The organism is Bradyrhizobium sp. ARR65 (assembly GCF_000472385.1).
GTDB lineage: Bacteria > Pseudomonadota > Alphaproteobacteria > Rhizobiales > Xanthobacteraceae > Bradyrhizobium.
In genome coordinates this window covers 1-16,879 of the sequence record NZ_AWZU01000005.1, presented here as the reverse complement: position 1 = coordinate 16,879, position 16,879 = coordinate 1, and the positions used below count along the sequence as shown (strand labels likewise).

At 63.1% G+C, this 16,879-nt stretch carries 21 protein-coding genes and 1 pseudogene; 6 read left to right on the top strand and 16 right to left on the bottom strand.

The features are described from left to right. Positions 1-9 precede the first annotated feature (9 nt). The 4 genes from tolA to F758_RS46365 all read right to left on the bottom strand — a co-directional run bounded on the left by tolA (position 10) and on the right by F758_RS46365 (position 4,417). Complete coding sequence (tolA, locus tag F758_RS0107895; RefSeq protein ID WP_024507352.1) at positions 10-957, bottom strand: cell envelope integrity protein TolA; 948 nt, start codon at positions 955-957, stop codon at positions 10-12. 5 nt (positions 958-962) lie between these two features. After that, entirely contained in the window at positions 963-1,412 is a 450-nt protein-coding gene (gene tolR, locus F758_RS0107890) for a protein TolR (protein ID WP_024507351.1), read from the bottom strand. A 39-nt stretch (positions 1,413-1,451) separates the two neighbouring features. Next, entirely contained in the window at positions 1,452-2,165 is a 714-nt protein-coding gene (tolQ, locus tag F758_RS0107885; RefSeq protein WP_024507350.1) for a protein TolQ, read from the bottom strand. A gap of 1,289 nt (positions 2,166-3,454) precedes the next feature. Then, positions 3,455-4,417 (bottom strand): aldolase/citrate lyase family protein, encoded by a 963-nt coding sequence (locus tag F758_RS46365; protein ID WP_024507349.1) that lies wholly within the window; start codon positions 4,415-4,417, stop codon positions 3,455-3,457. 202 nt (positions 4,418-4,619) lie between these two features. Here F758_RS46365 and F758_RS0107875 point away from each other — a divergent pair, with 202 nt between their 5' ends. Next, a complete protein-coding gene (locus F758_RS0107875) occupies positions 4,620-4,829 on the top strand; it encodes a hypothetical protein (RefSeq protein WP_157449905.1) in 210 nt (69 codons plus the stop codon). 535 nt (positions 4,830-5,364) lie between these two features. Continuing rightward, positions 5,365-5,532, top strand: a complete 168-nt coding sequence (locus tag F758_RS50740; protein WP_198026432.1) for a hypothetical protein — start codon at positions 5,365-5,367, stop codon at positions 5,530-5,532. Between the two features lie 327 nt (positions 5,533-5,859). On the opposite strand, the gene F758_RS0107855 is transcribed toward F758_RS50740, so the two are convergent. The 6 genes from F758_RS0107855 to F758_RS0107830 all read right to left on the bottom strand — a co-directional run bounded on the left by F758_RS0107855 (position 5,860) and on the right by F758_RS0107830 (position 9,388). Next, positions 5,860-6,366: a DUF2852 domain-containing protein gene (locus F758_RS0107855; protein ID WP_024507346.1), complete on the bottom strand. Its 507-nt coding sequence runs from the start codon at positions 6,364-6,366 to the stop codon at positions 5,860-5,862. 140 nt (positions 6,367-6,506) lie between these two features. Continuing rightward, on the bottom strand, positions 6,507-7,208 hold the full coding sequence (locus F758_RS0107850; protein ID WP_024507345.1) for a TetR/AcrR family transcriptional regulator: 702 nt from the start codon (positions 7,206-7,208) through the stop codon (positions 6,507-6,509). Between the two features lie 102 nt (positions 7,209-7,310). Beyond that, positions 7,311-7,676, bottom strand: a complete 366-nt coding sequence (locus F758_RS0107845) for a YciI family protein (RefSeq protein WP_024507344.1) — start codon at positions 7,674-7,676, stop codon at positions 7,311-7,313. Between the two features lie 63 nt (positions 7,677-7,739). Continuing rightward, entirely contained in the window at positions 7,740-8,156 is a 417-nt protein-coding gene (locus tag F758_RS0107840) for a YciI family protein (RefSeq protein WP_024507343.1), read from the bottom strand. Positions 8,157-8,365: 209 nt separating this feature from the next. Next, complete coding sequence (locus tag F758_RS0107835; RefSeq protein ID WP_024507342.1) at positions 8,366-8,734, bottom strand: nuclear transport factor 2 family protein; 369 nt, start codon at positions 8,732-8,734, stop codon at positions 8,366-8,368. After that, positions 8,735-9,388 (bottom strand): glutathione S-transferase family protein, encoded by a 654-nt coding sequence (locus F758_RS0107830; protein ID WP_024507341.1) that lies wholly within the window; start codon positions 9,386-9,388, stop codon positions 8,735-8,737. Positions 9,389-9,583: 195 nt separating this feature from the next. Between F758_RS0107830 and F758_RS0107825 the strand changes: the two genes are divergently transcribed. Further along, a complete protein-coding gene (locus F758_RS0107825) occupies positions 9,584-10,369 on the top strand; it encodes an SDR family NAD(P)-dependent oxidoreductase (RefSeq protein WP_024507340.1) in 786 nt (261 codons plus the stop codon). Positions 10,370-10,373: 4 nt separating this feature from the next. Beyond that, positions 10,374-10,808 (top strand): hypothetical protein, encoded by a 435-nt coding sequence (locus F758_RS0107820; protein ID WP_024507339.1) that lies wholly within the window; start codon positions 10,374-10,376, stop codon positions 10,806-10,808. A gap of 57 nt (positions 10,809-10,865) precedes the next feature. Here F758_RS0107820 and F758_RS0107815 read toward each other — a convergent pair whose 3' ends face one another. The 4 genes from F758_RS0107815 to F758_RS0107800 all read right to left on the bottom strand — a co-directional run bounded on the left by F758_RS0107815 (position 10,866) and on the right by F758_RS0107800 (position 13,685). After that, positions 10,866-11,276: a VOC family protein gene (locus F758_RS0107815; protein WP_024507338.1), complete on the bottom strand. Its 411-nt coding sequence runs from the start codon at positions 11,274-11,276 to the stop codon at positions 10,866-10,868. A gap of 94 nt (positions 11,277-11,370) precedes the next feature. Next, positions 11,371-11,742, bottom strand: a complete 372-nt coding sequence (locus F758_RS0107810; protein WP_024507337.1) for a DoxX family protein — start codon at positions 11,740-11,742, stop codon at positions 11,371-11,373. Between the two features lie 297 nt (positions 11,743-12,039). Next, positions 12,040-13,320: an RNA polymerase sigma factor gene (locus F758_RS0107805; protein ID WP_024507336.1), complete on the bottom strand. Its 1,281-nt coding sequence runs from the start codon at positions 13,318-13,320 to the stop codon at positions 12,040-12,042. After that, complete coding sequence (locus tag F758_RS0107800) at positions 13,317-13,685, bottom strand: YciI family protein (RefSeq protein WP_024507335.1); 369 nt, start codon at positions 13,683-13,685, stop codon at positions 13,317-13,319. Before F758_RS0107800 ends, F758_RS0107805 begins: the two co-directional genes overlap by 4 nt. Positions 13,686-13,823: 138 nt before the next feature. Here F758_RS0107800 and F758_RS0107795 point away from each other — a divergent pair, with 138 nt between their 5' ends. Then, positions 13,824-14,789: a 2-hydroxyacid dehydrogenase gene (locus tag F758_RS0107795; protein WP_024507334.1), complete on the top strand. Its 966-nt coding sequence runs from the start codon at positions 13,824-13,826 to the stop codon at positions 14,787-14,789. Between the two features lie 141 nt (positions 14,790-14,930). On the opposite strand, the gene F758_RS0107790 is transcribed toward F758_RS0107795, so the two are convergent. Beyond that, positions 14,931-15,572 carry a TetR/AcrR family transcriptional regulator gene (locus F758_RS0107790; protein ID WP_024507333.1) on the bottom strand — a complete coding sequence of 214 codons (642 nt, stop codon included), beginning with the start codon at positions 15,570-15,572 and terminating at the stop codon, positions 14,931-14,933. A gap of 98 nt (positions 15,573-15,670) precedes the next feature. On the opposite strand from F758_RS0107790, the gene F758_RS0107785 reads away from it, so the two are divergent. Next, complete coding sequence (locus F758_RS0107785) at positions 15,671-16,315, top strand: glutathione binding-like protein (protein ID WP_024507332.1); 645 nt, start codon at positions 15,671-15,673, stop codon at positions 16,313-16,315. 242 nt (positions 16,316-16,557) lie between these two features. Here the strand turns inward: F758_RS0107785 and F758_RS43450 are convergent. Then, positions 16,558-16,879, bottom strand: a pseudogene (locus F758_RS43450) (transposase); the annotation flags it as partial.

The following is a 16,879-nucleotide window of genomic DNA, read 5'->3' as shown; positions in this document are numbered from 1 at the left end:
AGTTCGCGCTCACATCATGTCTTTGAGGCCAAATGTCATCGGTATGTACTTCCAGGTGTTATATTGCTCCTTGGGCAGGAACGCATAGGCCTGGCATTGCACGATCGCTCGCTTGGCGCTCTCGGCCATCGCGTTGCCGATCGACGTTGAAGGTCCGCGGACCGCTACGATCGTGGGCTCCGAGGCGAGCGTTCCGTCGGGCCTCATTTGAATGTCGATGTCGGCTTCGAATCGATCGGCATCCTGCCCATTGTACGGGAAATTGAAACAGCGCCTGACAGCCGCGACAAACGCTCCCTTCCAGGTCGCGACGTTCGACTCGGCATTTCCGCTGTGCAAGCCGAGTGAAGCGGATGCGTTGAGCGCCGCACCCGTGATGGCCTGATGAGTCGGATCGCGCTTGTCGAGCAGCGCCGCGATCTTGCTCTCGTCGAACACACGCTCCTGCTTCGGTTTCGGCGGCTTCGGCGGAGCGGCCTTGGCCTCCTGCTTCGGTTTCGGCTTTTTGTTCTCGTCCGACTTCAAGGCTTCCGCGATCGGATCGACCTTCGGCGGATCCGGTTTCTTCTCCACCTGCTTCGGCTCGTCCTTCGGCTTGTCCTCGGCAACAGGCTTCGGTGGATCCGGCTTCTTCTCGACCGGCTTTTCGACCGGTTTGGGCGGCGGCTGCGGTGCCGAGGAGGTGATGATTTCCTGCTTCTCGGTGACTTTGCCGACGGCTTCATCGATCGGCTTGGCGTCGGCGACCTTTTCGACCAGCGGCTTCGGCTTATCCTTCTCGCCGTTTCTCGTGCCGGCGGTGACCTTTGCAAGCTGATCGGCGGAGATGACGTCGACCACCAGTGAGTCCTGCGGCACCTCGTAGGAGCGCGCGGAAAAGGAGACCAATCCCCATCCGAGTACAAGGACGTGGAGCGTTATCGACGCAGCCAGAGACTTGTCGACCTTGATCTTCACCGTCGTCAGCTACCCTGATCCACTTCCGTCACCAGCGCCACGCGGCGGAAGCCGGCGGCGGACAGCCGCCCCATCACCTGCATCACCGCGCCGTAATCGACCTTCTTGTCGCCGCGAACGAAGATACGCTCATCGGCTCCGCCACGGGCATCGGTGATCGCCTTCAGTTTCGGCACCAGGTCGTCGAGCGCGATTTGGGTGTTGTTCAAGAAAACCTGTCCCTTCAGATTGACCGAGAGCGTCAGCGGATTCTTGTCGTTGTCGAGGCTTTTCGCCTGGGTCTGCGGCAGGTCCAGCGGCACGCCGACCGTGAGCAGCGGCGCCGAGACCATGAAGATGATCAGCAGCACCAGCATAACGTCGACCATCGGCGTGACGTTGATCTCCGCCATCACCGGCTTGCGGCCGCGGCGACCACCACGCCCCGCCGACGAACTTGCCACGTTCATCGCCATGTTCTGCTGCTCAACCCCTGTTGACCACCCTGGCCATTCTCATGCCCGCTCGTCGATCTGGCGCGACAGAATGGCGGCGAATTCATCCGCAAAGCCCTCCAGGCGCTGGGCCTGCCGGTTCACCTCGGAGGTGAACTTATTGTAGAAAATAGTCGCCGGAATTGCGGCGATCAGGCCGATCGCCGTGGCGAACAGCGCCTCCGCGATGCCGGGCGCGACCACCGCCAGAGAGGTATTTTTCGAGGCGGCGATCGACTGAAAGCTCGACATGATGCCCCAGACGGTTCCGAACAGGCCGACAAAGGGGCCCGCCGAGCCGACGGTTGCGAGCACCAGAAGCCGCCGTTCCAGCCGCTCGATCTCGCGCGCGATCGAGACGTTCATCACCTTTTCGATCCGCATCTGCAGGCCCGCAAACGACCGCGCATGGCTTTCGAAGGAGCGCTTCCACTCGCGCATCGCCGCCACGAAGCAGGCCGCCATGGAATGGGTCGGCTTGGCCGAGAGCGAGCGGTAGAGTTCCTCGATCGACTCGCCGGACCAGAACGCCTGCTCGAACCGATCCATCGAGCGGCGGGTGCGCGAGTACAGCAGCGTCTTGTCGATCGCGATCGCCCAGACCCAGACCGAGCAGGACAACAGCCCGAGCATGACGCATTTCACGATCCAGTGCGCCTGCAGAAACAGCGCGATCAGCGATACGTCGGCTGACGGCAGCGGCAGCGCTGCCTGAGCCACGTCGGCTGGATTCATAAGCAGTATCCTCTCAACGCAAGGTCCCAAAATCCTCCGGGAGCAAAATGGCTGCCGGTTTCGGTGGCCGCGCTTGTCCCGCGCGGTCCGTCAAGCCTGCGCTGAAATACCTGGTTTGGTCGCATGGGAGGCCCGCCGAAGCCTTCGAGCGTCATTTGCCTGCCAACATGTCAAAACGAGGGCTGCTTGCGCGGCTTTACGCCCCTAACCAAGCGCGAAACTTGGTTAAAATGCGGTTACCAAAGAAGAATTTGGTGCGGCGAAATGAAGGCGGGCCAAGCGGTTACATGGCCTTGAGGCCCATTTCCGCGACTAAAGGCGGAGAATTCGCGGCCGTGCCGGGCTCCCAGCCCTCCCCGTCAGCGCAGTGGGAGCCTCGAAGCGCGACGGCCCGGCCTTCGCAGCGGGGCCGTTCATCCTTCGAGGCTCGCTTTCGCCAGCACCTCGAGCGACAAACGGCGAAGCCGTTTGCGGGGCGATAACGGGGTGAGATGAGTTACCCGATGCGATCACCGCATCAACTTTTTCAAACAGCTTTTGGATACACGTCCACGTTCTCGCGGCAGCAACTGCCCGAGTTTTGCGGCAGTCCTTGCCCTTTCGAGTGGAGAGGGCGCAGGGAAGGCCGGGTGCTCGCATGCACCCGTGGGCCTTCGCGCAAAAAGTTTGCGCAAAGGCGCGAAGACCACAGGTACAGGCGGAATCACTCCGGCCTTCCCTGCGCGAATGGCTTACGGCTTACTTCGCGCTCTCCTTGGTGAGCCGGGCTTTCTTGCCACCATCGCCTTGCGGATGATCGCGCTATCCGCGCCCGGTTGGACTCAAGCGCGCTTCCACAAGACTTGACGCCAGCGTCGGGGCGCCAGGACCACACGACTTCGCCGTACGCGATCTGCGCCGTTCGTCTCGCACCGCCTGATCGCTCACGAGTCCTCAAATGATGAACCCGCCCTGCGATTGCCCTGCGCGCCGACGCAAGCCGCGTCCATCGCATCCCACACCGCGTTCGTGACGACTCGCGATCCGCCCCTCTTGCCGGGTGGGACGGGTCGGACGATACGCCTGATTCTAGCTTCGGAAAAACAGAAATATTTTTCGCGCGGGGGCTGGACAGGAGTTTTGCAAGCGCGCTCGTCGGGCAAATCAATTGCATCGAAAACCCTCAACTGTGTTGCGCTGAGCGGAGAAAACGCGCGCCCAACCTCCGCCGTCATTGCCGAGCTGCGTCGAAGGCGCTCGTCCGGCTCTGCAACTTGATCCGCGTATGCGCTAGATGCAACGCGACGCGTTCACACCGGCAATTTCCGCTTCTGGTGTGCGCGGCCCTTGATTGCGCATGCCTCGCTATGGCCTGCGACGATGCGCACGCCTTCCTCGATGCGGACGATCACGTTATCCGCGGTGCAGGACTGCAGGAAAGCGACACCGTTCTTGCGGCAGGCCGCGAGGACGCGGTCGCGGGCGATCTGCATCTCCGCTGGATAAGGCTCGCGCGGGATCGTGCGGTAGCCGAGCGCAAGACTTAAGTCACCCGGGCCGATCTCGGCAAAGCCCAGCCCCGGGACCGCGAGAATCTCCTCGCAGTTGGCAACGCCTTCCGGACTTTCCAGCTTCACGCCCAGCAGCAGCTCACCTTTCGGATTGAGCGGCCAGGGATCACAGCGGTCCATGTAGTCTTCGATCGACAGGCCCCACATCGGCGCGGCCGTCGCTTCCGATCCGCGCCCGCGCGTGCCGATGCCGAGCAGCTTGCGACCGGCGGCGTCGGTCCCGCCGTCCTTCGCGCGTATCGCTCCCTCCATCCGCGCCATCGGCGAGGGAAGAGAAGGATCGACGCCAATCGTGTTGTGCGGATAACGGCAGGACTCCACGAATGCCCGCACCGCATCGGCGCTTTCGGCTTGACAGAGCAGGACGCCATGCACGCCGCGGCCGAGGATCTGGCGGAACTGCCAGGCGTTGTAACGCACATGCGCGGCGTCAATTCCATTCACCGGCGCCTCGACGATCACGGTCGGCGTGAAATGCCCGGACCGTGTCGGTCCGGCCTCGACCATGCCGCGCATGTACGCGGCAAGGCCTGTCATGTCGAAGCAGCCGTGCTCCATGCCGACATTCATGTAGTCGGCCCAGGTCGCAGCATCGATGCCACCTTGCGCATAGGTCAGCACATGGCCGCTGTGCGGACCGTCATAATAGATCGCCTGATCCTGCTCCAACAGCTCAATGCAGCGATTGATCCGCCTGCTCATGAAGGTCGCTCCGACAGTTGCCGCCGATCGTAGCGGCAGGCTAGCATGGCGTTGCGCCACGCGGCGATGGGGAGATCAATTGACCGTCGGCCCGCCGCTCGACGCTCTTTTCAGCATCGTGGATCGCATGGGTAGCGACATTATGGGAGAACCGGCGTTGCCGCATGCTGGACCATGGAAATAACGGCGCGAGATGGGCCAGATGTTTTTCGCGCAAACGATCGATTCCTGGATCACACTGACCGGCGCACTCATCGGCTGTTGGTATGCGTACCGATCCACACCGCCGGGACCCAAGCAAGCCGAGTGGGAAGCCTGGCACCAAAGATGGGGACGCTTGCTCCGGGTGCTGGCGCCGCTGCTCGCGGTGGTCGCGATCGGGAAAATCCTGATTCAACTGCGGGCGCAATGACTGCTTCGCCGAGCTAAAGCAGGATGGCTTTCACCTGATCCTGCTCGCTCTCGTCAGCGCCTCCGGGCCGGAGGCTGTCGCGGCCAGGCCGAGCCGCCATCCTTTCCAGCGTTACCGGACGATATGCTCGCGCGCAATGACAGCTTAGCCACGACATTCTCGGCTTTGGAACGCCGCGCGCGGGAACCGTGAGGCAAGGCACGGAACCTGGGCCGCAGCGGATGAAATGTACAAAATCGTACTTTCCCGGAACCTCAGGGCCGGCTTCCACATTGCCTTTCGGGCATTTTTGTGAGGCCGTGAGGCGAGCGATGGACCTTGACGCTAAACACAATCGGGCGATCCGCGACGAGGTCGCGGACCGGCTGCGCACGCTGCTGTCTCACGAGCCATCAGGCACGCCGCCGCGGTTGCTGCAGCTTCTCCGCCGGCTGGATGAGATGGACTCAGTGCCGAGCAAGCGTGCACGGCTTGCCGCGAGGTCCAGGGTTGAGCCGGTCACTTCGTGGCTGCACGGACTCGTCAAGAGGTCGTGATGACAACGGTGGCAGCACTTCTTGCGCGAAAGCAAGAGCTGATCCAGCGCCTGCAGCAGGAGTGCGAACCCGAGAAGCGCGACGAGGTCGAACGCCTCCTGGAAAAGGTCAACACGGCGTTGAACCTGCTCGACCAACCGCAGCGCGAAACCCAGGACAAGCCCTAGGGCATCATGGCGCGTTAGCGCGTGCGCCGGTCGAGGTGCAGCGCCGGACGATGCGCCTTCAACCAAGCCTGTCGCAATCCAGACTGCATCCGCGGAGAAAGCCTGAACTCCTTCGCTGGAGCTGTCATCCGGCCTCGCACTTCGCGCGCACCTGGTGGCTCGCAATGACGCTCGAGGTTGGGCGCGCGTCTCCCCGAATTCGCTCAGCTCGGCAACTGCTCTATCCAGCGCCTCAAAAACAAAACCGCCCGTCTGCTTGCGCAAACGGGCGGCATTCAGCCTCTAGGTATCATGGGGGCACTCGCCTAAAGGCTTTGGCTCGTGCGGTCAGCCCTGCGGCGGCTGTTGATCGGGGCCCTGCGTGGGGCGGCTGCGATGCTGGGCCATGAAGGCGTCGAACTCTTCCTTGTCCTTGGCGTGACGCAGGCGGCTCAGGAATTCCTTGAACTCGCGCTGCTCCTCTTCAAGACGCCGCAACGTCTCCTCGCGGTACTCGTCGAAGGCGCGGTTGCCGCTCGAGGGCGGGCCAAAGCCCCACCCGAAACCGCGGCGCTCCATGCGGTCGCGCATGCGCTCCATCTTGTACTGCATGCGCTCCATCTTGTTCTGCCAGCGATCGCTGTCGTGGTGACTCCAACACGCCATTTTTCTGCTCCCGAGAGTGAAAAAGAGAAGGGCAAGTCCAATCGGCCACCAGACGATGAAGCCGAGGATGGTGACGACGATCCACCCGGGATGCCAGGGCGTATCGAGCATACGCGGCCGATAATAGGGCCGGTCATAGGGCTCTTGCCCCGGACCGCGCCAGCGATTGACGTCTGCGGTGTAGGCCATTTCGCTCTCCATTGCGGCACCACGGCATCACGCCGGTGTGAATGTAAATAACATTTACATAGCTATCCTATCCCGGATTTTTGTCAAGGCGACCACCGGTCGCGCCTTCAGAATTATTTTCGGCGGTTATTTTTGGAACCTTATTTCGGCTTGCCCCAGGGCCCCGCCGGCTTGTCCTGCGCATTGCCCTCCTCGGCCCGGCGATCCGTCGGGAAGCCGAGGCCGCGCAGGTAGATCAGCACTTCGGCTTCGAGCAATTCCTCCGGCGACATCGGCAGCTTGCGCCGTGCGCCGTCGCCGCGCCCAAACAGCGAAGCAATGCCATGCGACATTGCCCAGATATGCAGCGCCATCATCATCGCGGGCGGGCGTGGCACCCCGGGCGGCGCAAGGGCCGCGAGCCGTTCGGCTGCGGCGCGCAGCACGCCGAAGGCGCGTTCGCTCGCGGCCATCAGTGCAGGATTGGAATCGGCCGGCAGGCCCGATTCGAACATCGCGGAATAGAAGGCCGGCTCCTCGCGCGCGAAGGCGAGATAGGCGCGCCCCACCCGCTCGAAGGCGGTGATGGTGTCAGGACGCCCGTCGTCCCAAGCACCCGTCAGCGCCGCCTCGAACTGCTCAAAGCCGCGTTGCGCGATCGAGGACAACAGCTCGTCGCGATCGCGAAAATGCCGGTACGGCGCCGCCGGGCTCACGCCCGCCATGCGCGCCGCGTCGGCAAAGGTAAACCCGGCCGCGCCCTTCTGCGCGATCAGGTCGAGCGCCGCCTGCAGCAGCGCTTCCTTCAGATTGCCGTGGTGATAGCCGCGCTCCGCGCGGCGCTGATCCTTGCGCCAACTCATGTAAATGGCTTTTACATGAGGCGGATGCAAAGGTCACTACGCTGGTCGGACCGGGCAAGATCTCAAACCGTGAGTGGCTTGAGAGCCCGCCCGGTTGACAGACTAGCCGCCCGGGATCGGCAGAACCGGCATGATCTCGATGGATTCGCCCGGGAAAATGGTGAAGTGCGGGTGGTTTTCGAAGAGCTTTGCGGCGGCCTCGTGGGAGGCCGCGCGGACCACCGTGAAGGCGCCGAGATGGTTGCTGATGTCGGTGATGCCCTTTGCATCCGCCTTCTTGGTCTTGCCGAGCGGCCCGCCCATGTAAACTATGGCGCCCTGGTGCTGCTCGGCCCAGGCTTTCCAGGCGGCCATGCCCTGCTGCTCCTTGGCGCGCCGCTCCCCTTCGGGCAGCGCCATCCAGGCGGTCATTTGCGGACTGGTCTTGCTACCCAGGAAGATTGCAAGATAGGTGTCGTTGGCGCTCATGGGATGTTGTCTCCTTTGGCTTTCGCAGGTTTGAAGTACTCGAAGTGGGGATGCGGCTGCTGCTTAGCGCGCGGATGACCGCTGCAGCTCCGCAAAGCCGGCGGCTGCTTCCTGGATCTCAGCGGGGAAATCCGCCATCTCCTGCACCTGGCGGATTTCGATGATCTCGTTATTCGAGGCCGGGCAGCGCTTGGCCCAGGCGATCGCCTCCTCCTTCGAGCTCACCTCGATCATCCAGTAGCCGCCGATCACTTCCTTGGTCTCGATGAAGGGGCCGTCGGTGACGAGCGGCTTGCCGCCTTCGAACGAGACCCGCGCGCCCATTGACGGCGGGTGCAGCCCGTCCAGCGTGACCAGGACGCCGGCCTCCTTCAGCGCCTCGTTGTATTTCATCATCTTCTCGACGGCCTCGACTGGCGGCATCGTGCCGGGCGCCGCCGCCTCGTAGCCTCTCGGGATCATCAGCATCATGAAACGCATTGCTCTTCTCCGTGCGATTTACATTGCGATGTCTGCGCCGAAGCGTCGTTGCCGGCGCCGTTTCGTTTGCGCATGATCAATTCTGAGGCCGGTATTCACTTTGCGCTACGCGGGCCTCCGGTGCGGATCATGCTCGTAGGAGGAACCAGGTTGTGCGCCGCCGACAGGTTTGACGAAATTATTTCGGAGGTAATTGTCCTTCCCTCCGGCTATCGCGCCTGTTGGAGCAGGCGGCCGTTCTGGTAAGCCGCGCCGAAATAGACGTCGATGCCGCTGATCTTGTCGCCCCAGAAGGTGAAGAACTCGGTGTTGCGAAAGCTCTTGCCGTCCTTCGCGACACACAGATACGTCGCAAATGCCTCACTGCCCTGAACGAATATCCGTTCGAGCTCATGCCGCGCGATCCAGTCGCTGTTTTTCCAGCAGCGCGCGAAATACGTCGCCTTGTCGAGCGCATCGTCATAAGGGCTGGTGAAGCGAAAGTCCGCGGTAAAGGAATTTTCGACGCGCTTGCGGTCATTCGCGAGATAAGCGGCGAACAGTGCGCGGATGGTGTCCGCCTTGTCGCGGGCCGTCATTCAGCTCTCCTTCGGCACCAGGTGGAAATAGGGCTCGGCCTCTTTAAGCGCCCGGGCCACCGAGGGCCGCGCCTGCAACCGTTCGAAATAGGCCGTGACATTCTTGCGCGCCGGACCAAACGGCTCGACCTTGTTGCCGTAGAACAGGGGCGGCAGCGCCGAGCAGTCGGCGAGCGTAAAGTCCTTGCCCATGGCCCAGGGACCGGACGCCATCTGCTGCTCGATGATGTCATAGGAGGCCCGAAGCTGTGTCCTGGCCTCTGCGACACCATGCGGATCCTTCTTGTCTGCGGTGCGAAGCCGGTCGCCGATGATCTTCTGCATCGGCAAGTGGACATAGAGATCGAAAAAGCGGTCGCGCAGCCGCGTCTGCAATGCGGTTCCGGGATCATCGGGGACGAACCGGACAGGACCGCGATAATGGCGGTCGAGGTATTCGATGATGATGCTCGATTCCGGCACCGTCCGCTCCCGCGCGTCGTCGCGCAGCACCGGAAATCTCCCGATGGGCGACAATTTCAACAGCGCGGCGCGCTCGTCCGGATCGCCAAGATTGACCAGCTTGGGCGTGAACGGCGTGCCGTTTTCGTAGAGCGCGATCAGGACCTTCCAGCAGAAGGACGACAACGGATGGTAATGCAGCGTGAGCGACATGAGATTCCCTTAATTGCCGGTAATTGCCGGCGCGATCTGGCCGGCTTTCCCCCATAAGACGAACGGCGCCCCGTCCCGCAGACAGCTTGCAGACACCTCCGGCAAATTATTTTGGGACGGCGGGCGCGCTCGCCATTAAAAGCGGGTGCCTGGCTGCAAGCCGAGGCACTTCCGAATTTGATCATGGATGATGGAATGACCTCTTCTGCGCAAAAAGTCGCACTGGTGACGGGAGCCGCGCGCGGCATCGGCCTTGCCACCGCCAAACGCTTCCTCGCCGATGGCTGGCACGTCGCGCTGCTCGACATCGAGCGCGAGCTCCTGGACGGCGCGGTCGCCGCGCTCGCCAGCCCCGATACGCTGGCACTGCATTGCGACGTTTCCGATGCGGCGCAGGTGGCTCAAGCCCTGGATCAGGTGGCAAAGCGCTTCGGCCGGCTCGACGCGCTGATCAACAATGCGGGAATTGCGACCTTTGCGCCGCTCCTGGAAACCTCCGAGACCGACTGGAACCGGATTCTCGCCGTTAACCTCACCGGCCCCTTCCTCTGCACCAAGGCGGCCGTACCGCTGATGCGGGAGGCCGGCGGCGGCGCGGTGGTCAACATCACCTCGATTTCGGCGGTGCGCGCCTCCACGCTGCGCTCGGCCTACGGCACCAGCAAGGCCGCCCTCGCGCATCTGACCAAACAGCTCGCGGTGGAACTGGCCTCGCTCGGTATCCGCGTCAACGCCGTCGCCCCGGGACCGGTCGACACCGCGATGGCCAAGGCCGTGCATACGCCACAAATCCGCGCCGATTATCACGATGCTATTCCGCTCAACCGGTACGGCCTTGAAGAAGAATTGGCCGAGGCCATCTACTTTCTCGGCTCCGACCGCGCCAGTTATGTTACCGGGCAGATCCTGGCGGTCGATGGCGGGTTTGATGCCGCGGGCATCGGATTGCCGACGCTGCGCGGCCAGAGACGAAACGGGTGAGAGCTTGCGCGCGCTGCGAACCCTGGTTGCGACCATTGCGGTGCTTGCGCTTTGCGCGACGCCGCTGCGCGCCTCGGTCCGCATTCTCGCAAGCCCCGGCGGCGAGGTGGGTCCGTTTCTCGACCTGTTCGAGGCGTTGCGCAATTCCGGGGAGCGCGTGATCATCGACGGGCCCTGTTTCTCGGCCTGCACGCTGGTGCTGAGCATCGTGCCAAACGATCGCATTTGCGTGACCCGCCGCGCCGTCCTCGGCTTCCACGCGGCGCGCTCCGTCGACCGGCGCGGCCGCTTCTATGCCGAGCCGGAGGCCTCCGAAATAGTGCTGGAGGCCTACCCCGCCCCGGTGAGAGACTGGATCATTCGCCGCGGCGGATTGACGTCGCGGCTCTTGTTGTTGCGCGGCAGGGAGCTCGCGGCGATCTACCGGCCGTGTAGGTAGGAGCGGGAGTCCCCTCCCGCTCTTCGCGGGGAGAGGTGGGCTGCGGCGCGCAGCGCTCTACTGCTCCATCGGCGAGATCACCATCCAGGGAATGCCGAACTGGTCGACGGCCATGCCAAAGCCTTTGGCAAAGAAGGTTTTCGACCACGCCATGGTCACAGTGCCGCCCTTGCAGAGCGCGTTGAACTTGCGCTCGGCTTCCGCAGGATCCTCCACACTCAACGACAGCGAGAAGCCCTGCGGCTTTTGAAAATGCTGCGGCGGGGCGTCGGAGCCCATGATGGGGGCACCGTCGATCGAGATCATGCCATGCATGATCTTGTTCTTGTACTCAGGAGATGAGGGCATCTCCGGCGGCGCCTGCTCGTAGCGCATGATCACCTCTATCTTCGCACCGAGCTCCTTTTCGTAGAACTTGAACGCTGCTTCGCAGTTGCCGTCATAATGTACGTAAGGGGTCACTTGCATGGTCTGCTCCTTGGGTTACGCGTGCGAGTTGTTTAGGCCAATGGCTGCAACAGCATTCCGCCGAAATGTGGTCGCTCTGTGCAAGGGGCGAACATCAAGTTCGGAATGGCAGGAGCTGGCGCAGCTTCGCATCGCGCAGCCACAATCCACCCCACACCATCAGACCGAGATAGAGCCCGAACAGAATGTGCGTGAACAGCGGACTGCCGATGCGAAGGTGAGACGCGATCGCCCCGCCGAGATAGCCGGTCAGGAGGATGGCGCCGACGAACGACGTCGGGGGAACTGCATAGAGAACCGTGCAAATCATGGTAATGGCCCCCAGCGTGCGCGCCAGCGTCTCGCTGGAACCATAGCCTATCCTGTCCATCGTTTCCGTGACGACGGGGAGCGGCAGCAGCTTGATGGCTCCGTCGAACAGCAGAAACAGGATCGCCGACCCCGACAACAGCCGGCCCAGCCACAGCGCGGGCCTTGAGACCCGAGAGTCCTTCAGCTCGTGTTGCATATGGGTCGGCATGGCTCGCTCCATTGGTGATGCTTCGACCAATAGACGAACGGGGGAAGCAGCGGCCGACAGTTGCTCGAGAAAAATTTGGCGCCGTCATTCCGGGGCGATGCGAAAGGCATCGAACTATGGTGCGCAATTGCGCACCTGAGAATCTCGAGATTCCGGGTTCGCCTCGGAGCCTGTCATCGGGCCGCGCTTCACGCGGACCCGGTGGAGGCGCCCCGGAATGACAGTGCATGAATCGAGAGAAATCTACTTCCCCGCCTTCTTGCCTTTCGGCTCGCTGTCGCGCATCAGGCGGTCGAGATGCATGCGGATATGCGCGGCTTCGGCGGAGGTGTTGGCGAGCGCGATGGCACGGTCGAAGGCGACGCGGGCCTCCTCGGCGCGGCCGAGCTGCATCAGGAAAGCGCCGCGCACGCCGAAGAAATGGAAATAGTTGGCAAGCCGCGGCGCCAACGGCTCGATCATCTCAAGCGCGGCTTCGGCCCCGCGCACCTTGGAGACCGCGACCGCGCGATTGAGCGTGACCACGGGTGACGGCTGGATGACTTCCAACGCGCCGTAGAGCAGGTCGATCTGCTTCCAGTCGGTATCCTCGGGCTTTGCAGCGCGCGCATGCAGCGCGGCGATCGCGGCCTGGATCTGATAGGGCCCGCTACGGCGGTGACGCATCGCCTTGTCGATCAGCGCAAGGCCCTCGGCGATCAACTTTTGATTCCAGAGCGAGCGATCCTGGTCCTCGAGCAGGATCAAGCTGCCGTCCGCATCGAACCGTGCCTCCGTGCGCGCATGCTGCAGCAGGAGCAGCGCCGTCAGGCCCATGATCTCGGGTTCGCTCGGGAACAGCCGCAACAGCAGCCGCGCGAGGCGGATCGCCTCTTCGCAAAGCGGTTTACGAATTTCCGCGGTATCACCGCTTGCGGAATAGCCTTCGTTGAAGATCAGATAGATCATCGCGGCCACCGCGGCGAGACGCTCCGAGCGCTCGACCGCGCCCGGCGTCTCGAACGGCACATTGGCATCCGCCACGCGCGCCTTGGCGCGGGTGATGCGCTGCTCCATCGCCGCTTCGCTGACCAGAAACGCCCGCGCGATCTGCTTTACCGACAGGCCCGAGACGATGCGTAGCGCCAGCGCGATCTGCTGGGTCGGCGGCAGCTCGGGATGGCAACAGATGAACATCAGCCGCAAGATGTCGTCGCGATAATGCGAGCCGTCGAGCCGTTCGGCGATTTCATCCTCGGCATCACCGAGATCGGAGATCGCGTGATCGTCGTCCGGCAACGGCTCCTGCCTGCGGGCACGGCGCACCTCGTCGATCGCGACATTGCGGCCGACCATGATCAGCCAGGCTGCGGGGTCGCGCGGCGGACCGTTCTGCGGCCAGGTTTTCAGCGCGCGCAGGCACGCGTTCTGAAACGCCTCCTCCGCGGTGTCGAGGTTGCGGAAATAGCGCAACAAGGCGCCGACCGCCTGCGGGCGCGCCGAGCTCAGCGCGGCATCGATCCAGGCGGTGTCGGTCTCGGTCACTTCAAAGCACCTCCGGGTGCGAACATCCCGACCGGGCGGATCTCATAGGCTCCGCCGGGATTGGCGGCGCCGAGTTCCTTGGCGACATCGAGCGCCTCGTCGAGATTCTTGCAGTCGATCAGGTAAAAGCCGAGCAGTTGCTCCTTGGTCTCGGCATAGGGGCCGTCGAGCACGAGCGGCGGCTCGTCCTTGCGCAGCGTGGTGGCGGCCGTGGTCGGCAGCAGCCGCGCCACCGGACCCAACCGGCCCTGCTTTGCCAGCTTCTCCTGTACCACGGCCAGCTTCTTCATCACGGCGGCATCCTGCTCCTTGCTCCAGGAGCCGACAAAATCCTCGTCATGGTAGCAAAGGATGGCATAGAGCATGGGCTATCGATTCCCTCGTTTCCTCTGAAAGACGCTGCATTATGCCCTGACCCGACAGCGCGCGGAAATATTTTGCGCGGCCGGATGCGTACGTTAATGTCGCTGGCTGATCCCCCAAAAGATGAGGCTAAATTGCAAATGACGAAAGGCGCGCTCGCGCTTCTGATCCATGGCGGCACCGACAACTGGTCGCCGGAGCGGTGGAAAGCCCGCTTCGAGCAGGTGTGCGGCGACCGGCGCGTCGTCCTGCTGCCCGCGACCGGCTGCGATCCGGCCGAGGTGCATTATGCGGCGGTGTGGAAGCCGGTTCCCGGCGAGCTCGCGGCCCTTCCGAACCTGAGGGTGATCTTCAACCTGGGCGCCGGCGTCGATGCGCTGATGGCCGACAACTCGCTGCCCGAGGTGCCCTTGGTGCGGGTCGCGGTCGACGACCTCACCAAGCGGATGATGGAATATGTCGTCCTGCACGTGCTGATGCATCATCGGCAGGAGCTTTACTTGCGGGATTCGCAGCGCGCCAGGCGCTGGGCGCCAAAATACCAGTGGCCGGCCAGCGCGATTTCGGTCGGCATCATGGGGCTCGGGACGCTCGGCGCGCATGCGGCGCAGATCTTGAAGCAGATCGGCTTTGGCGTGACGGGCTGGAGCCGCAGCCGCAAGGAGATCGAGGGCATCACATGCTTTGCGGGCAGCGCGCAGCTCGAGGCATTCCTGCGCCGCACGGACATTCTGGTCTGCCTGCTGCCGCTGACGGCGGATACGCGCGGCATCCTCAACCGCGACCTCTTTGCAAAGCTCAACCGGACAAGCCCGCTCGGCGCGCCCGTGCTCATCAATGCCGGCCGCGGCGGCCTACAGAACGAAGCGGATATCCTGGCCTGTCTCGACGACGGCACGCTCGGCGCCGCATCTCTGGATGTCTTCAGCCAGGAACCCCTGCCCGCCGACAGCACGTTCTGGAGCCATCCCAAGATCGTGCTGACGCCACATAATGCCGCCGATACCGACCCCGACGCGATCTCCCGCTATGTGGCGGACCAGATCGCGCGGTTCGAAGCTGGCGGCAAGCTGGAGAACGTGGTGGATCGCAGGCGGGGATATTAGTCGTCGCTCCGGCGAAAGCCGGGGCCCATACCGCGGAATCTATCTGTCTTCGTCGGTGGGCGTCTCCCTTCGCAACAGCAAACGACTGGGGTTACGGGGTCCCGGCTCTGCGCTTCGGCTGGCCGGGGACGACGGAGCGCTTTATTTCGCGGCTGTCCCGCACATCACCCCAACTGCATTCCTCACGATTGCTTCCAGCTCCTTGCGCGGCACGTGCGCGCGGGCGCGGAGGGCGATGGTGTGGATGGTGGCAGAGCCGAGCTGCCCCAGCGCGACCGGATCGGCAGCTTCCGGCAGCTCGCCTTTGTCCTTGGCCAGGCGGAAGCATCTGGCGAAGGCCTTGTCGAGCTCGGACAATGCGTCAATCACCATCGCGCGAATGGCGGGATCGTGCACGGCGTCGGATGCTGCGGTCAGCACCGTGAAGCAGCCCTTCGGTCCGTCCTCGCCGGAAAGATACATGTCGAGCGCGACCGCATAGATTCGCTCCAGCCGTTTGCGCAAGCTCAGCTCGCTCCTGAACACTTCGCTTAACGCCGCGCGCGCATCGTCGCGGTAGCGTTGATAGCTCTTGATGTAGAGCTCGCGCTTGTCGCCGAAGGCGCCATAGAGGCTCGGCCGGTTCATGCCGGTCGCGGCGGAGAGATCATCCAATGACGTCGCGGCAAAGCCGCCCTTCCGAAACAGGTCGAGCGCCTTGCCGAGCGCAACGTCGGGCTCATAGGCGCGCGGACGCCCGCGCCGCTTCGGCTCGCTTCCCGGCTTCCCTGTTTTTTGTACCATTTCGCAATAAATTCCTTGACGGCGAATATATTATGCGGAACAGTATAAAAATCAACAACGGCCCGCTGCGCTGGCCCAACGCTCGAAGGAGGATTCCGATGGACCTGTATTTCTCGCCGCTTGCCTGCTCGATGGCGACACGGATCGCACTCTACGAGGCGGGCGCTGAGGCCAATTATCTGGAGGTCGATCCCAAGACCAAGGTGGTGCTGAAAGACGGCTCCGATTTCCGCAAGGTGAATCCGCTCGGGCTGGTCCCGACGCTGCGCACCGACGATGGCGCCGTGCTGACCGAGAATGCCGCGATCCTGCAATATGTCGCCGACCGCTTGCCGCAGGCCGGCCTCGGGACTGCGCCGGGCATGGAGCGCAGCCGGCTGCATCAATGGCTCTGCTTCATCGGCACGGAGCTGCACAAGGGCTTGTTCGTGCCGCTGCTCGACAAGAAGGCGGCGCCGGAGGTGAAGGGTTGGGTACTCGACAAAAACCTGTCGCGGCTCGATTATCTCGAGAACTATCTGAGCGGCCGTGACTATCTGCTCGACCATTTCAGCGTGGCCGACGCCTATCTCGTCACCGTGATCAACTGGACCATGGCGACGCCGCCGGTTGAACTCGCGAAATGGCCGGCCGTGAAGTCCTATTACGAGCGCTTGCGCGCGCGGCCTTCGGTGGCGAAGGCGATTGCGGAGGAGTTCGAGCTCTACAAGGCCGAGATCGCGCGCCACAAGGCGGCGGCATAACTTTCTGTCGTTCCGGCCAAGCGACCTGTCCGTCGTAGCTCAAGAGGGAAGGAGGAAGCGCAAGCCGGTCCTCGCGAGCGTTTGCGCTCATCGCGATATCGCGGAATCGATCGATAGCTTCACCGTCATGGCCGGGCTTGTCCCACGGCTGTCCGGTTTAGGTTTGGCATAGGTCGAGGCTCATCTGTCGGTGATCTCTAAGGATTGGCGGGGTGGATCGAGCAGATGGTCGATCCGCCGAGCATGAGGTTTTGAACGATCAGACGAGTGAAGGTCAAAAGACTTGTGACGCCGTTCTGGGTGGCATGGGCCANGCGCAGGAGNAGAAAGGCGATGAGTGCGACGGCGATCTGAATGCGCACGGCGTTCTCGGAAGTGCCAAAGAAGTGGCGGATTTTGAGGGTGTGCTTTATCCAGCGGAAGAACAGCTCGATCTGCCAGCGGCGTCTATAGAGCTCCGCGATCTCGTCCGCCGGGGCGTCGAGATCGTTGGTGAGGATACGTAAGATCTTGCCGGTTTCGGTGCGGACCTTGATCTCGCGCACCGGGTCCTGGAACGGGTTC

Bases quoted from the DNA above. Each gene is read 5' to 3' on its own strand.
- tolR (WP_024507351.1), bottom strand. From the start codon at position 1,412: ATGGCGATGAACGTGGCAAGTTCGTCGGCGGGGCGTGGTGGTCGCCGC.
- tolQ (WP_024507350.1), bottom strand. From the start codon at position 2,165: ATGAATCCAGCCGACGTGGCTCAGGCAGCGCTGCCGCTGCCGTCAGCC.
- F758_RS46365 (WP_024507349.1), bottom strand. From the start codon at position 4,417: ATGAGCAGGCGGATCAATCGCTGCATTGAGCTGTTGGAGCAGGATCAG.
- F758_RS0107875 (WP_157449905.1), top strand. From the start codon at position 4,620: ATGTTTTTCGCGCAAACGATCGATTCCTGGATCACACTGACCGGCGCA.
- F758_RS50740 (WP_198026432.1), top strand. From the start codon at position 5,365: ATGACAACGGTGGCAGCACTTCTTGCGCGAAAGCAAGAGCTGATCCAG.
- F758_RS0107855 (WP_024507346.1), bottom strand. From the start codon at position 6,366: ATGGCCTACACCGCAGACGTCAATCGCTGGCGCGGTCCGGGGCAAGAG.
- F758_RS0107850 (WP_024507345.1), bottom strand. From the start codon at position 7,208: ATGAGTTGGCGCAAGGATCAGCGCCGCGCGGAGCGCGGCTATCACCAC.
- F758_RS0107845 (WP_024507344.1), bottom strand. From the start codon at position 7,676: ATGAGCGCCAACGACACCTATCTTGCAATCTTCCTGGGTAGCAAGACC.
- F758_RS0107840 (WP_024507343.1), bottom strand. From the start codon at position 8,156: ATGCGTTTCATGATGCTGATGATCCCGAGAGGCTACGAGGCGGCGGCG.
- F758_RS0107835 (WP_024507342.1), bottom strand. From the start codon at position 8,734: ATGACGGCCCGCGACAAGGCGGACACCATCCGCGCACTGTTCGCCGCT.
- F758_RS0107830 (WP_024507341.1), bottom strand. From the start codon at position 9,388: ATGTCGCTCACGCTGCATTACCATCCGTTGTCGTCCTTCTGCTGGAAG.
- F758_RS0107825 (WP_024507340.1), top strand. From the start codon at position 9,584: ATGACCTCTTCTGCGCAAAAAGTCGCACTGGTGACGGGAGCCGCGCGC.
- F758_RS0107815 (WP_024507338.1), bottom strand. From the start codon at position 11,276: ATGCAAGTGACCCCTTACGTACATTATGACGGCAACTGCGAAGCAGCG.
- F758_RS0107800 (WP_024507335.1), bottom strand. From the start codon at position 13,685: ATGCTCTATGCCATCCTTTGCTACCATGACGAGGATTTTGTCGGCTCC.
- F758_RS0107795 (WP_024507334.1), top strand. From the start codon at position 13,824: ATGACGAAAGGCGCGCTCGCGCTTCTGATCCATGGCGGCACCGACAAC.
- F758_RS0107790 (WP_024507333.1), bottom strand. From the start codon at position 15,572: ATGGTACAAAAAACAGGGAAGCCGGGAAGCGAGCCGAAGCGGCGCGGG.
- F758_RS0107785 (WP_024507332.1), top strand. From the start codon at position 15,671: ATGGACCTGTATTTCTCGCCGCTTGCCTGCTCGATGGCGACACGGATC.